Annotated in this window: 16 protein-coding genes and 7 tRNA genes; 16 read left to right on the top strand and 7 right to left on the bottom strand. The window is 35.5% G+C overall.

Annotated elements, in window-relative coordinates:
• Positions 1–103: 103 nt before the first annotated feature.
• Complete coding sequence (locus tag M5A78_RS06765) at positions 104–874, top strand: class I SAM-dependent methyltransferase (RefSeq protein WP_248734525.1); 771 nt, start codon at positions 104–106, stop codon at positions 872–874.
• Between the two features lie 59 nt (positions 875–933).
• On the opposite strand, the gene M5A78_RS06760 is transcribed toward M5A78_RS06765, so the two are convergent.
• Both M5A78_RS06760 and M5A78_RS06755 read right to left on the bottom strand, forming a co-directional pair.
• The gene (locus M5A78_RS06760) at positions 934–1,071 is read right to left on the bottom strand and encodes a hypothetical protein (protein ID WP_248734524.1); all 138 of its coding nucleotides are present in this window, start codon (positions 1,069–1,071) and stop codon (positions 934–936) included.
• Between the two features lie 72 nt (positions 1,072–1,143).
• Complete coding sequence (locus M5A78_RS06755) at positions 1,144–1,965, bottom strand: YitT family protein (protein WP_248734523.1); 822 nt, start codon at positions 1,963–1,965, stop codon at positions 1,144–1,146.
• 361 nt (positions 1,966–2,326) lie between these two features.
• Here M5A78_RS06755 and M5A78_RS06750 point away from each other — a divergent pair.
• The 7 genes from M5A78_RS06750 to M5A78_RS06720 all read left to right on the top strand — a co-directional run bounded on the left by M5A78_RS06750 (position 2,327) and on the right by M5A78_RS06720 (position 3,186).
• Positions 2,327–2,412 (top strand) — tRNA-Leu (locus tag M5A78_RS06750).
• Positions 2,413–2,423: 11 nt separating this feature from the next.
• Positions 2,424–2,500, top strand: a tRNA-Pro gene (locus M5A78_RS06745).
• 10 nt (positions 2,501–2,510) lie between these two features.
• A tRNA-Met gene (locus M5A78_RS06740) sits at positions 2,511–2,587 on the top strand.
• Positions 2,588–2,617: 30 nt separating this feature from the next.
• Positions 2,618–2,707, top strand: a tRNA-Ser gene (locus M5A78_RS06735).
• A 22-nt stretch (positions 2,708–2,729) separates the two neighbouring features.
• Positions 2,730–2,814 (top strand) — tRNA-Tyr (locus tag M5A78_RS06730).
• A 4-nt stretch (positions 2,815–2,818) separates the two neighbouring features.
• Positions 2,819–2,889, top strand: a tRNA-Trp gene (locus M5A78_RS06725).
• Between the two features lie 215 nt (positions 2,890–3,104).
• Positions 3,105–3,186, top strand: a tRNA-Leu gene (locus M5A78_RS06720).
• A gap of 50 nt (positions 3,187–3,236) precedes the next feature.
• On the opposite strand, the gene M5A78_RS06715 is transcribed toward M5A78_RS06720, so the two are convergent.
• On the bottom strand, positions 3,237–3,587 hold the full coding sequence (locus tag M5A78_RS06715; RefSeq protein WP_248734522.1) for a tyrosine-type recombinase/integrase: 351 nt from the start codon (positions 3,585–3,587) through the stop codon (positions 3,237–3,239).
• A complete protein-coding gene (locus M5A78_RS24685; RefSeq protein WP_264760439.1) occupies positions 3,577–3,705 on the bottom strand; it encodes a hypothetical protein in 129 nt (42 codons plus the stop codon). The genes M5A78_RS06715 and M5A78_RS24685 overlap by 11 nt, the downstream gene beginning before the upstream one ends.
• 209 nt (positions 3,706–3,914) lie before the next feature.
• On the opposite strand from M5A78_RS24685, the gene M5A78_RS06710 reads away from it, so the two are divergent.
• From M5A78_RS06710 to M5A78_RS06680, 7 genes are all read left to right on the top strand, one after another.
• Positions 3,915–4,859, top strand: coding sequence for a hypothetical protein (locus M5A78_RS06710; RefSeq protein ID WP_248734521.1), 945 nt, complete (start codon positions 3,915–3,917; stop codon positions 4,857–4,859).
• 2 nt (positions 4,860–4,861) lie between these two features.
• A complete protein-coding gene (locus M5A78_RS06705) occupies positions 4,862–5,335 on the top strand; it encodes a hypothetical protein (RefSeq protein ID WP_248734520.1) in 474 nt (157 codons plus the stop codon).
• A 1-nt stretch (position 5,336) separates the two neighbouring features.
• Positions 5,337–7,349 (top strand): coiled-coil domain-containing protein, encoded by a 2,013-nt coding sequence (locus M5A78_RS06700; protein ID WP_248734519.1) that lies wholly within the window; start codon positions 5,337–5,339, stop codon positions 7,347–7,349.
• Positions 7,350–7,491: 142 nt separating this feature from the next.
• Positions 7,492–9,546: a RecQ family ATP-dependent DNA helicase gene (locus M5A78_RS06695; protein ID WP_248734518.1), complete on the top strand. Its 2,055-nt coding sequence runs from the start codon at positions 7,492–7,494 to the stop codon at positions 9,544–9,546.
• A gap of 5 nt (positions 9,547–9,551) precedes the next feature.
• Positions 9,552–10,730, top strand: coding sequence for a DNA-processing protein DprA (locus tag M5A78_RS06690; protein WP_248734517.1), 1,179 nt, complete (start codon positions 9,552–9,554; stop codon positions 10,728–10,730).
• Positions 10,731–11,000: 270 nt separating this feature from the next.
• A complete protein-coding gene (locus M5A78_RS06685) occupies positions 11,001–11,150 on the top strand; it encodes a hypothetical protein (RefSeq protein ID WP_248734516.1) in 150 nt (49 codons plus the stop codon).
• A 216-nt stretch (positions 11,151–11,366) separates the two neighbouring features.
• Positions 11,367–12,395, top strand: a complete 1,029-nt coding sequence (locus M5A78_RS06680) for a hypothetical protein (RefSeq protein ID WP_248734515.1) — start codon at positions 11,367–11,369, stop codon at positions 12,393–12,395.
• 31 nt (positions 12,396–12,426) lie between these two features.
• On the opposite strand, the gene M5A78_RS06675 is transcribed toward M5A78_RS06680, so the two are convergent.
• Positions 12,427–12,495, bottom strand: a complete 69-nt coding sequence (locus M5A78_RS06675; protein WP_406603675.1) for an SEC-C metal-binding domain-containing protein — start codon at positions 12,493–12,495, stop codon at positions 12,427–12,429.
• A gap of 318 nt (positions 12,496–12,813) precedes the next feature.
• Positions 12,814–12,939 (bottom strand): hypothetical protein, encoded by a 126-nt coding sequence (locus M5A78_RS24680; protein WP_264760438.1) that lies wholly within the window; start codon positions 12,937–12,939, stop codon positions 12,814–12,816.
• 249 nt (positions 12,940–13,188) lie between these two features.
• On the opposite strand from M5A78_RS24680, the gene M5A78_RS06670 reads away from it, so the two are divergent.
• Positions 13,189–13,704, top strand: a complete 516-nt coding sequence (locus M5A78_RS06670) for a GNAT family N-acetyltransferase (protein WP_248734514.1) — start codon at positions 13,189–13,191, stop codon at positions 13,702–13,704.
• Positions 13,705–13,814: 110 nt separating this feature from the next.
• Here M5A78_RS06670 and M5A78_RS06665 read toward each other — a convergent pair whose 3' ends face one another.
• Complete coding sequence (locus M5A78_RS06665) at positions 13,815–14,021, bottom strand: hypothetical protein (RefSeq protein ID WP_248734513.1); 207 nt, start codon at positions 14,019–14,021, stop codon at positions 13,815–13,817.
• Positions 14,022–14,202 lie beyond the last annotated feature (181 nt).

The following is a 14,202-nucleotide window of genomic DNA, read 5'->3' as shown; positions in this document are numbered from 1 at the left end:
ATAACTTTTTCTTATGTTAAATTATAAAAAACCTGTAATTTTCTTTATTTCGTTTCTGTTTTATTGTTAAATAGAAAAGGAAATTTCAGGGAGTGGATGAATCATGGATATTAAAAATGATGTTCAACAGCAATTTGGAAAAAGTGCTGCTTCCTATGTCAGCAGCACCATTCATAAAGAAGGAAAGGACTTACAAAAGTTATTGCAGATAGTGACGATAAGCGGGGAGGAAGAGCTGCTTGACATAGCGACAGGCGGTGGGCATACTGCAAACGCCTTTGCTTCTGTTGTAAAAAAAGTAACCGCAGTGGATTTGACAGCTGAAATGTTACGAGCAGCAGAAAATTTCATCAGAGGAAATGGTTATCAAAATGTTGATTTTATACAAGCAGACGCTGAAAACCTTCCTTTTGCAACTGAAGCATTTGAGATTGTGACCTGTAGGATTGCCCCGCACCATTTTCCGAATGTAAACAGGTTTGTCGAGGAAGCATATCGTGTTCTTAAAGCAAATGGGCAATTTTTGCTTGATGACAATGTTGTCCCTGAAGACGATGATTTTGATCTGTTTTATAACACGATTGAGAAATGGCGTGATTACAGTCATTTTCGGGCCTGGAGAAAAACAGAATGGCTTCGTATGCTTGAATCGGCTGGTTTTGAAATAAGCGAATGGCATCGATTTGAAAAAACCTTTCATTTTGAACCATGGTGCAATCGAATGAATTTACCTCAAAGCGAAAAGGAAAAATTATCTGAGTATATACTCAGTGCATCCCAAAAAGTGAAAGATAAATTTAGGATTGTTATTGAAAATAATCAAGTTGTTTCCTTTCAAGGGGAAGCAATCGTTCTAAAAGCATTAAAAAGATAAAAAAAATCCTTTACAAAAAGAGAGCAATCTCTCTTTGTAAAGGATTTGTTAAAAACCTACTATATGTCGTTAAGCGCGGTTCCAATTTCATCAAACTCAGGTATTTTCTCATTTTGACCTGAATTCTCTAATGGATCGTGTTCGATAGGATAAACAAATCCTTGGTCATCCTCTTTTTTTGGCTGATAAAAATTCACAGTAGTAGCATCTCCTTTAAGAAAAATTTACTAAAGTATTTTTCCCCATAAAGAATGGATCTAAACCTATTCTTAATCTCTTCGAAATTTCCCCATCACTTCGATGGCTCTTGTAATATGAACAAATGCGGAGGGGTCATTTTTTTTAATCGTTTCTTTTGTCTCCGCTAATTCATATTTAGTTATGACTGTGGTTAACACTTTTTTGGGATGATGGGAATAAACGCCCTCTGCATCGGTCATCGTAATCCCACGTGGATGTAATTGAAGTAACGCATTACTCAATTCCTTCCATTTCTCGGTGACAATCGTGACCGTTAGTTTTGTATGATTCGTATGAACAGCATCAACAGCTCTTCCAGATGCAAAGATCGCAAACAGTGTATAAAGCGTTTTGTCAACACCAAATACAAGTGCTGAAATAATGACAATAGCATAATTCAAACATGTTATGATAAAGCCAACTGAAATATCCCTCTTTTTGGCTAAGATTAAACTAATGATATCAACCCCGCCAGCTGAAGCACCTACACGAATATTTGCACCAACACTTAAACCGAACAATACTCCTCCAAATACGCTCGATAACAAGATGTCGTCGCTAAAAGCATGGATAGGAATCAACTTCATTGATACAGATAATAGAATGACGGAATAAACAGTTAGGAACATGAATTTTTTTCCTAAATGAAAATAGCCCAAAACAAATAAAGGAAGATTAATAGCAAGGATTATCCAACCTGTATTTAGCGGGAGGTAATTATTGATTATGATTGCGATACCAGCAATTCCACCTGTTAAAACTTTATGGGGAATAAGAAAGGTATTTAATGCATAGGCCATGATTATTGTGAAAAAAGTTACCGCTATGGTTTGGACTAAAGTGTGTTTCACTTTTAATGCACCTCATTATGTATCATTTGTTTTGATGAATCGTAACATATCTATGTTGTAGTTTATAAGTTAAATATCCTATTGACCAGAGAAGAAATTGTGACAAAAGAATAAAAGGTAGTTTGTTTTTTATAGTGAAAAAAGAAAGGATGAAAGGGCTTTAATAGAATGAAAATTAATGGTTGACGAAACGAGTATTGGATAGTATTATATGTATTGTCGCTGTTGCGAAATGGTGAAATTAGATGAAATAACAAGGTCAGAACCATTCCCAGGCTCTATTTTTCTAAACAAAACTTTCGATTAATATTAATCATGTAATATATGGTTTGGAGTCATGAATGTATTATTAACCTATTATGCGGATGTGGCGGAATTGGCAGACGCACAGGATTTAAAATCCTGCTCTAGGTAACTACCGTACCGGTTCGATTCCGGTCCTCGGCATCGTTCAATTTCGGGAAGTAGCTCAGCTTGGTAGAGCACTTGGTTTGGGACCAAGGGGTCGCAGGTTCGAATCCTGTCTTCCCGACCATTAATATTTTGGCGGTGTAGCTCAGCTGGCTAGAGCGTACGGTTCATACCCGTAAGGTCGGGGGTTCGATCCCCTCCGCCGCTACCAAATTCATTTATGTAATTCTTTTTTTATAATGGAGGAATACCCAAGTTTGGCTGAAGGGATCGGTCTTGAAAACCGACAGGCGGGTTAAACCGCGCGGGGGTTCGAATCCCTCTTCCTCCTTCATTTTTTTATGTTCATATGTGGAGGGGTAGCGAAGTGGCTAAACGCGGCGGACTGTAAATCCGCTCCCTCCGGGTTCGGCGGTTCGAATCCGTCCCCCTCCACCACTTTAGGGGCATAGTTTAAAGGTAGAACTAAGGTCTCCAAAACCTTCAGTGTGGGTTCGATTCCTACTGCCCCTGTTAATTCGTCCTTAATGACAACTTCTGTTTTAGATAATAGATTTATTTATTCTATTTTTTGCCGATGTGGCGGAATTGGCAGACGCGCACGACTCAAAATCGAGTACGTAAGTCAGAGAAATAACCGCTAAAGCCTTGGTATGACAGAGTTTGTAAGACCCGATTCTTGTATGTTCTCTCCCTTTTCCGGAGGTGCGACAAAACCTTTATAATGTGCCGGCGTGGCGGAATGGCAGACGCGTTCGACTCAAAATCGAATGGGAAACCGTGGAGGTTCGAGTCATCTCGCCGGTACCAAAATCATAACTTTAAGTTCATTGGGAATATCCTGATGAGCTTTTTTTAATTTAGATTTTCAGGCATTCATTCATTGCCTGTGCGGATGATATTTTGGAACTGTACTCCAGGTGGGCATACGTATTAGCCGTCGTAGAGTAATCACTGTGTCCCAACCTTTCTTGGACTTCTTTCATACTGCCCCCGTTAGCCAAGAGAAGGCTAGCGCAGCTATGGAGAAGATCATGATACCGAATTCGTCGTAAGTTATTTTTCTCTAAGAGTTGGGGGAATTGCTGCGTGATATAGTTAGGTTTTATTCTGTTTCCCATGGCATCGACATTCAGGTAGTCCAGATAGTCTGTACAATAGGAACACTTGCATAATACTTGGTTAACCTCTTGCTGTGTTTTATGGCGCATGAAGCGCGCGGCGACCACCATTTTCAAGGATGTAGCCATTGGACTTGACGAATTCGATTAGGTTGATGTTGTTGGCATTAGTTATTTGTTCTTTGTTAAAAAGTAAATACTTACTCAACTTTATACCCCCACTCTAGGATTCCATATTGTTATAGCAGTATTAAAAGAAGCCATAATTAGTAGATCGTACGTCTTAGGAAATGAAACGTATGTTTGGGAGGTTTTAGGCATATTATAGTAGAATTATGTAGATATATGTAGTTCATAGGTCTATATTTTGTTATGTTATAAATAACTAAATATAGTTAAAATACAGGAGGTGTACATATGATAAAGACTCGTTTTAGTCAATATAATGGAGATAGCTGGGAAGAAGCATGTCAGCTTTTTTTAAAGAAAAGATATGAATCTGAAGGTTATCAGGAAATGATTGCGCATACTCAAGGAGATTTAGGAATTGAAGGCTTTACAAGAACCGGAATTGTATTTCAATGTTATTGCCCAGACGAAGAATACGAAAGTAAGAAATTATATGAATTACAACGTGATAAAGTCACTACTGATTTAGGGAAATTATCAAAAAACAAAAAAGAATTAATTAGATATATAGGGAGTGTGAAGATTAAGAAGTGGATATTTTTAACTCCTATTGTTAGGAATAAAGAGCTGATATCTCATTGCCAAGAAAAAGCAATCGAGTATAAAAATAATTTAGAAATGAAAGAACTTTTAGATGATGAATTTGATGTGTTAGTTCAAGATGAGGGATTTTTTGTCGAAGAAATGCTATATGTCAAAGCTATTCTTGAAGAAAAGATAGATGTTAATGTAGCTACGCCAAGTTTAGAAGAGATAATTAATTGGAAGGAATGCGAAGCTGAATCTGTTCAAATATTGTTTAGGAAGATATCAAAACTATTCAATGGCAACAGCAATGCTGAAGCTAATACTAACAAGTATGTAGATATTATTATAAGAAATTTGATCAAGGGCCAGAATGTACTGGATGAATTAAGAGATAACCATCCAATTTTGCTAGAGAAACTAGTACGAGTAAAGAGCGGGATTGAAACCCATATAGAACAGGAATTACTTCTAACCAATCTTCAACCTAAAGAATTTAATAGGGTTATACAAACTAAATATAAATCTGCTTTAGAAAGTGAAGCCTTTGGTAGAATGATCTCATTTGTTTTACAGGAGGATGTTATCAAAGAAGCTGAAGCAGACTGGTTAGTTCGTTGCCCACTTGACTTTGAGGAAGGGGCTTAGTAATGGACTTACCTTATGAACATGCGAAAAAGATAACCTTTACCCGTAGAAAAATACCTGTCTCTCCAGAATATAGGCCTCTTACTAAAATTGCACAAATAGTTTTAATTCTATCTATGGCTTCTAGGGGGAAAAGCGCTAATTTATTGAAGTTTCAATTGTTTAACTGGGCTTTTAAATCAAGAGAGAGAGATAGGATATTACTGTTAATTATTCAAGATCCGTTAATAACTCCCCCACTTATAAGTATGGATCCTAGCGTTAACAGAGCATTACAATTTGCAGTTGCTGACAAATTAATCTCATTTAGCGAATCTACCGGGAAGTTTACGTTATTATCTAAAGGGGAAGAGTTTGCACAAGCTATTATCAAAGAAACTGATATTTTCAATGCAGAAAAGGAACTATTAACGAAAATTGGTTTGAAAGTAACGGATAAAGTTATTTCGATTCTATTTAAAGAGAGGCTAATATAATATGGCACAAATAAAAATAAATGCTTTAAAACTAAATGTTGTCACTGACCATGGTCTCTTTGAAACGTTTTCTACTTTTACTAATGGTCTCAATATCGTAAGAGCTAAAAATTCTACAGGTAAAAGTTCATTTACTAACTCTATTTTATATGCTTTAGGCGTCGAAGAATTACTGGGTGGAACAAATGGTAAAACAATGAAGCCTGTATTGCGAGAAGAACTAACATACCAAGGTAACTCTTATAAAGTCTTAGAATCAAACGTAGAAATACAGATATCAAACAATAATGGAAATACTATTTCCATAAGAAGGTGGATTACCAGTTCTACAAGAGAAGAAAAACTAATTGAAGTGGAATATGGACCATCTCTAACAGAAGACAAAAAGTTCAAGAAACAAGATTTTTATGTTCATCTTCCTGGTTCAGCACAAAATGATGCTGGTTTTCATTCATTTTTAGCAGAATTTGTAGGTTGGGATCTACCACTAGTTCCATCATTTGAGGATAAAGAGCGACTATTATATATTCAAACCTTATTTCCCTTATTTTTTATCGAGCAGATTAAAGGATGGAGTTCATTTTATGCTCAACCAACTTCAAATTATGGTATTAGAGAGTTACCAACCAGAGCAATTGAATATATTCTTGGACTTGATATTTTAAATAATAGCAAACAAAAAGAGGAACTTCGAATAGAAAAAGCGTTAATTTCACAAGAATGGTCCAGTCTTATAAATGCTATCAGAGAAAAAGCAAATATAATCGGAGCCACAATTGAAGGATTATCTGACAAACCTGAGCTTTTATCTAATCACGAAATTTATGTGTATGATAAAAATCAAAAGTTAATTAGTTTAAAGGAAAGAATTTCTAATATCCTGTATGAATTTAACGAGAGATCAACGGTAGTAAGAAGTATTAAAGATGTCGAGAAGGAACACGAAGCAAGAATTAATAATATTGAAAATAAAGTTTTGGCTCTTCAAAGTGAGGCCAATTCAGTTAGGCAAGATATTAATGCAAGTATTATTAATCAAAATACTTTAGATGCAAATCGTAGTCAGTTGCAACAAGACTTAAAGAGTAATCAAGATGTTAAGAGACTACTTGATCTTGGATCAGATAAAAGTTTGTATGTGGCACAAGGTATTTGTCCTACATGCAATCAAAAAATACATGAAACCTTGCTTCCTCAAGATATAGAATTTCAACCTATGACACTTGAAGAAAATATCAAGTATATAAAAGATCAACTTGCTACTTTGAAATTCGCCCTAAGTCAATCTGCAAATGTAGTAGCTGAAAAAAACAAAAGATTAAGGGCCGTTACAGAAGCGTTAGAAGAAGAGAGAAGAAGGTTAAGAAGCTTGAAATTAGAGTTGAGAGAAGATCCACGAATGCTGTCTAATTTAGACATTGAAGAAACATTGAATTTAAAATGGAAGATAAAGGAGCTTCAGGAGGCCGAGAATAGTTTTGAGGAATTTGGAAAAAAACTCGACCTCCTAAAAAAACAATGGGAGCAGTACTTGAAAAGTACCAAAAAGATACCAGAGGAGTTTTTTTCTCAGCTTGATAAAACCAAGCTAGAGACATTCGAAAAAAGGTTTCGATATTACTTGGAACAGTTTGGTTATAGCAGCACTCCTTTAAATGATATTTCAATTTCACTTGATAAATTTACTCCTGTAGTACGTGGATTTGATATTAAATTTGATTCTTCGGCTAGTGATTTTATTAGATTAAGATGGGCATTTGCCCTGTCTTTAAACTACTCAACAAATCATTATGGAGGGAATCACCCACGGTTAGTAATAATGGATGAACCTGGTCAACAGCAGATGAACATAAACAGTACTGGGAAATTGTTTTATTCATTATCCGAACTCAAAAGTCAGAGTATAATTGCTTCTTCTCTGACCTTGGAGGAAATAAAGAGTATTACACAAAAAATTGAAGTCAATATTATTGATTTAGGAGATGAATATATTATTAAGCCACAAACTAATTAAAGCATTTTTATGAATTATCTCTGATTACGTGTGGTCCATTGTTGCAGTATGTGCTCATCCTCATTTGGTTTGCCCAGTTTTTTACGGTGGCAAGACAAGATGAATCTTAATGTAATTATGACAATTGAGAGGTGGAGTTGAAATGACCTTAAAATCTACAGCAGATAATTACTTGAAAAAAATGTTTGATAGAAATGCTTCTTTTAAGGAAGGACAGTGGGAAGCAATAAATTCTGTATTACAAGGAGGACGAACACTAGTTGTCCAAAAAACAGGTTGGGGAAAGAGTTTAGTGTATTTCTTATCAACAAGAATATTGCGGGATTCAGGTGCAGGACCAACAATTGTGATAAGCCCACTCTTATCTCTAATGCGGAATCAAATGCAATCAGCTGATCGACTTGGTTTACGACCAGCAACAATTGACAGTTCTCTTAATGCTCAGGAGATAGCAGAAATTGAGCAAGACTTGTCTCAAGGCAACATAGATGTTCTATTTGTTTCTCCTGAACGTTTAGCAAATGAGCATTTTATGGAAAGAACATTGCCTTTAATTTATGGTGGTATTGGAATGCTCGTTATAGACGAAGCCCATTGTGTTTCTGACTGGGGTCACGATTTCCGTCCAGACTATCGTCGTATCTCACGAATTGTCCGAGGATTACCTTCTCATGTTCCAGTTTTGGCAACTACAGCAACAGCAAATAATCGAGTTGTTGAAGATATACAAGAGCAATTAGGTGCGATGGAAGTTATTCGTGGGTCCTTAGCAAGGGAATCACTTCACATTCAAACAATAGAAATGCCTAAAAAGGCAGAAAGATTAGCATGGCTATCAAGTAATATTAATAAGATGCCGGGCAGCGGAATAGTATATTGTTCTACAATTAGCGATTGTGAACTCGTGGCTCGTTGGCTGACGGAGAAGGGAATATCGGCAACCTACTATACAGGACGGTTATCAAAAGACGAAAGAATTAGTCGGGAAGAGAGTTTACTTCAAAATAATATAAAGGTTCTTGTTGCAAATATAGCTTTAGGAATGGGCTTTGATAAAGAGGATGTTGGATTTGTTATTCACTTTCAAATGCCTAATTCTCTTTTAACATATTATCAACAAATTGGCCGTGCAGGACGTAAGTTGGATCATGCTTACATAGTTTTACTACATGGAGAAGAGGATGAGTCTATTCAACAATATTTTATTCGTAATGCATTCCCCGCTTCAGAAGATATGTCGATAATTATAGATCTATTAGAGTCAGAGGATAGTCTTACAGTTAATGAGATTTGTTCTAAGTTAAACCTAACCGAATCAACAATAAAAGACTGTCTAAGGTTATTACAAATTGATAATTTAGTGGTAAAGAAGAGAAGCGAATACTCAAGAACAATTAATCCTATTCAGTTGCATGATGCGCGTATTTCTAATGTTCTTGCTAACAAAGAGCATGAACTTGAACGTATGAAGTCTTTCATATACACTAAGGAATGCCTAATGAGATTTGTTATTCGTGAGTTAGATGACCCTGCATTAAAAGACTGTGGTGTATGTTCAAACTGTGCTGGTGAATTTGTAAGTGCAGATGTTCAAGAAGAAATTATGGTTGAAGCTGAAATTTTTCTACAACGTAGCTATTTTCATTTTGATTCAAGAAAGCAATGGGCTTCGAAAACCCGAATTCCAGAAAACCGTCAGTGTGATCCTGGATTTGCTTTAAGCCGTTATAGTGATAGTGGCTGGGGACGGTTAGTACGTAAGGGTAAATATCAGGACAATTACTTTGCTGAGCAGTTGGTTATTGCTTCTGCTGACGCTCTGAGAAGTTGGATCACGGACAATTATCAGGATGAGTCCTTTATTATTTCTTCAATCCCTTCATTACGGCGTCCGCATCTAGTAAGTGATTTTGCAAACAGAGTTGCAAGTCAATTAAGGTTACCCTATGTTGATTTGTTGACTAAGATCGACTCACGTCCAGAGCAAAAAAAGATGAACAATAGTCATTTGCAGGAACAAAATGTACGCGACTCAATTAAAGTGAATAAAAGCAATTATGTTGGATATAGTGTAATATTAATAGATGACATGGTTGATTCGAGATGGACTTTTACTGTAGCAGGTTATTTGCTTCGAGAATCAGGATATGGGCACATTTTGCCTTTTGCATTATCTTCAACATCAGAAAGTGGGTGACTGCATTGGAAAAAATTTCGGATGAGAGCTTGGCCATTCTGTTGATGACTTCTGATCTTCTATATAGAAAAACTAAGGACAAAGACCAGAAGCCTTTCACACATAGTGAATGGAATAAATTTGCATCCTTACTGAGGAACTCACCTTATTCTACACCTGCTACCCTCTATGATAAAAATGAAGAACATCTTATGAGGGATTTATTGCTTTCAAGATCAATGGCTAACAAAGTTTGTAGTTTAATGAAATATGCTGGTAGTATGGCCATTGAAATAGAAAAATTAATGGGAATGGGAATATGGATAGCAACTCGTGGGGATAAAAATTTCCCCCAGAGAGTTAAACAGTTATTAAAGGAACAATCACCTCCTTTTTTTTATGGTACAGGGGATGGGGAGCTTTTGCGTTCAAGTGCTGTTGGATTTGTAGGTTCTCGGGATGCTGATCCCAGCAGTATAGAGTTTACAAAACGTATTGTTCGTAAAGTAGTAGAAGAAGGAGCTTCGATAGTATCTGGTGGAGCTAAAGGTATTGATCTCACATCTCAGAATGAAGCTTTAGCATATGGGGGAAGGGTGGTTTCTTTTGTACATTCGGAATTAGAAATGCTTCTTAGGAAAAAAGAGGTCCGAAAAGCTATTGTCGATGGTAAACTTACGATATTATCTGCCGTACATCCGTCTGCGCGATTTACGGGATTTAATGCTATGGGACGGAACAAATATATATATACACATTCTAAAGGAACAGTTGTAGTTTCCTCAAATATTAAAGGTGGTACTTGGGAAGGTGCTAATGAAAATCTAAAAAATTCTTGGGTGCCTATTATAGTCCGTACTAGTGAAAATGTACCTGAAGGAAATAGAAAATTACTTGAAATGAATGCCTATAATCAACTGGTAATTCCTTTTTCGAATGAAAGCAATCAATCAATTGTTGAATTATTAAAAAAGACACCAAGTGAATCAAATAATAAAGGTAAGCAAATTAAGAAAGAAGATCTGGATTTATTTTACTTAGTTTGGCCTACTATTAAAGCTCATATAAAACAAGGTTATTCATCCTCGGAGTTATGCGAGTTATTTAATGTACTTCCCGATCAGTTAGATTTATGGATGCAACGAGGAAACAAAATAAAACCAACTTATAATGATTCTCCTTTCGAACAAACCACTTTATTCTAGTAACTTCTTAAACAATGTTTCGTCCAATGGAAAGATATTCTTTCCATGCGGTGGGCAATTTCGCTGCCGGATTCCATGCACTCGCTCCCATCTGACTGCTAGATGGGGGCTATTTTTTTTGAGTGTATAAGTGCGATACTATCTCGGGATTGATACCTCGGGTTTGAATAGATACAAGGCAACTTGTCTGAAAATTGTTGCTTTTTCTGGGAGGGTGAGCTGTCCAGTGGTCTTTTGAATGGGTGCGGATGAGGAAATGTAGGAAGATACATGACTATTGAGCAATATAGTAATAGCTTCTTTGAAATCCAGGTTCCAGGACTGCATGACAAAGTCTTTAGTTCCGCTGCTTGTACTGGTGGAGAAATAGCAGTACATATTGTTGTCTTTAAAAAAGCAGAGGCCGCCGTTATGTTTTGAATGAAACGCGCCGCGGCTACTACTATCCAGAATATAGCCGTGAGATTTAGCGAATTCGAGAGGGTCTATCTTGTTGGCTTGGGTGATTTGATTTTTTGAAAACCAATTATATCATTGTTTCAAAATCCCCACCACTCTATAATCCAATAATTGTGAAGCCGATATAATTGATAAGGCTTTTTAGCAATAATGAAAATGTGAAGTAGGAGGGTGAATATGAGCAAGAACATTAATTATGATAATAATAATTATTTCTGCTATATCGGAGCTTTTTCAGATGAGGATTATAAGGCCTTTTCTTTAATATTGGATACACAAACAGCTATAATGTTGGAGAGGTTTTACTATAATCCACAAAAATTAAAAAATGATGTAAATGTGGCTATAACGGACTTCTTGCTGGAAACAATAAATAAAGATAAAGTTCCCGGATTTGCGATGCAGGAGTCATGTTGGGATAGGTCACTGGCTTCTATTAATAGTCCGCAGTTTAACAGATTAGAGAAAGCATTAAACGATATGAATTCATGGGATAGAGATAAAATTATCAACCATAGCAAATCTAATGGTATACCATTTAATGATTTTGTTATGAGGGAAAAAGTAAGTTTTACTGAAACGATGATCCCTCATTTAAAATCTAATCCAATGTTGTTAGGTAGTTATGTGATCATGTTGAAAATACATCTATTGAATTTTAAAAAAAGCAAGATGGATAAATTTAAATTATTTCGAGAGTTTGCAGATTTTATGAATCAAGATATTAAGATATTTCATGCAGTTGAGTTCTCACTTGCAGTTGATTATTTTTTAGGAAATTCTAATAAGGCAGACAATGTTCAAAGCTTGCTGAAGTTTGGTTCTAAAGATCCTTTAGGGGCAATATTGACATCATGTTGGGACTTGTTTTTCCTACGCTTCTTACAATTAAGCTTTATGAATAATATGGGGGGGATTATAAAACCAAAGTTAGTTAGTCGCGACGATGCTTTAATTAATCTCGCCATGTACTCATCAATTCATGGTTTGATTGAAGTTAATGATACTCCAATGCCTATTGTCTCATTTGATCATGAAGGCTTGAATATAACAACGATGAATTTCTTAGATGGTATACAAAGTGAAATTCGTAATTCTGTTGTTTCAAGGAGCCAAGCTTTTATAGGAGATATAGAAGGACAAGCAGAGAAGATTACCCAAATAGCAATTCAACTTGAGCTTGAACTACTCAGTAAAATTAAATGATAATATTAAAAGAGAGCTCTTAGCAGCTCTCTTATATATTCCCATGACATTTTTTGTATTTCTTTCCACTCCTACAGGGGCAAGGGTCATTCCTACCCATTTTTTTAATGCCATGCTGTCTTTTATAACTCATGATTCTTGATTCGGCATATTTATCTGCTAATTTACTCAATTCATCAACTTTTTCTGAAGGAATGTCAGCGTGTGTTAATAAATTAAAATCTAGAGTTTGTAGAGTGTTGTCCGCAGCCACCTTCGATGGCGGCTATATGGCCAGTGGCGTTGACGTGGCAACCGAATAACAGCCTCCCTCAACGCCACTGGCTTTTATAAAAGTCATCTTAGTTGTCGAAGATTTAAAATGGCAAACCCTCAATTAATTCCTTCGACTCTCTTTTAAGAAAACCATTAAGCTGATTCAATGCATTTTTAATTTCCTTAACTCATTTCTTTCCGTTCTTAACCGTTCAACAGTTGCTCCCATCTCGACAATTCCAATCTCCAATTGTTCACAATAATCGGTACTTACTCTTCTACAGTTCATTGATCACCCGATGGATATGAGATTCTCCCACAATCTTAATTCCTTGTATGAAGGCATCTAATAGGATTTGACTACATAGTGTATTGATTTTTCTTGGAATCCCTTGGCTGAAGTTATAAATCGCTCTAATAGCCTCAGTATCAATAAAGTTATTAACGTATTATACTCAAAAAAAGGTATAAAAAGAAAAGAGGTGAATTTTAGTGAGGATTTGGTACTTATAATACACTCTCTCACTAAAGATAATTTATGAAAATTAAATTAAGAGATTTACAGCTATCAGATAAAGAACATTTCTTTTCATGGATAAAGGATAAAGAGGTTATAAGATATTCTTTATCAATATTTCAGAAAATGAAGGATAATAACGAAATATCAAATTGGTTTGATATGCTTTTATTAGAAAAATCTTCTTACAATAAAGCAATCGTAGATGACACAGAGAAAAAGTTAATTGGATATGCTGGAATAGCACAAATTAGTGAAACAAATTTATCTGGAGAATATTTTATTTTCATTGGTAACAAATCTTATCATGGAAAAGGTATTGGCACATTTGTCACGAAAGAAATTATTAATAATGGTTTTCAAGAATTGGGGCTTAATAGAATTATGCTTACAGTTTCAGAGAAAAACATAGGAGCAATTAAAGCATATACTAATGCTAACTTTAAAACCGAAGGAGTTATGAGACAAGGGTTCTATAGGGATGGAAAATTTCATGATAAAGTTATTATGGCAATTTTAAGAGAAGAATGGGGTTAATTTGCTAACTTATTAAATTATGAAACTAAATAAAGCAAAAAGTATTATACGGACAAAGAAAAAGCCGAGAAACACTCGACTTATATATTGAGGTGTCTAATACCTATAGCCTAAAAAAATTTTCGCTTTGCATCTTCATTATCCGATGCAACAATAAAGGCATCACGAGCAGGGCTAGTATAAAGATTGTTAGCAAACACATTGGAGTAAATAACCAGTTTTTCTGCAATTTCACCTATAACAAATTTTTGGCGTTGTATTGGATCAATTATCATTTTCTCGATGAATCTACCAACAATAAATATTAAAACGCCCACAATTGATATTATCCCCTTTAAGTAGACAGTGTAAAAAACCCATGTGTATAGCGTGGGTGTTACACTAATACTTGGAGGGGATTTTTCTATGGCTAAAAAAGGACAACAATTTCAAAGGTATACAAATGAATTTAAATTAAATGCTGTAATGAAATATGTAACAGGATCTAAAAGTTATAAA

Source organism: Neobacillus rhizosphaerae (genome assembly GCF_937468385.1).
Classification (GTDB): Bacteria; Bacillota; Bacilli; order Bacillales; family Cytobacillaceae; genus Neobacillus; species Neobacillus rhizosphaerae.
The sequence above is the reverse complement of the archived record's forward strand: the minus strand, read 5'-3'. Positions and strand labels throughout refer to the sequence as shown.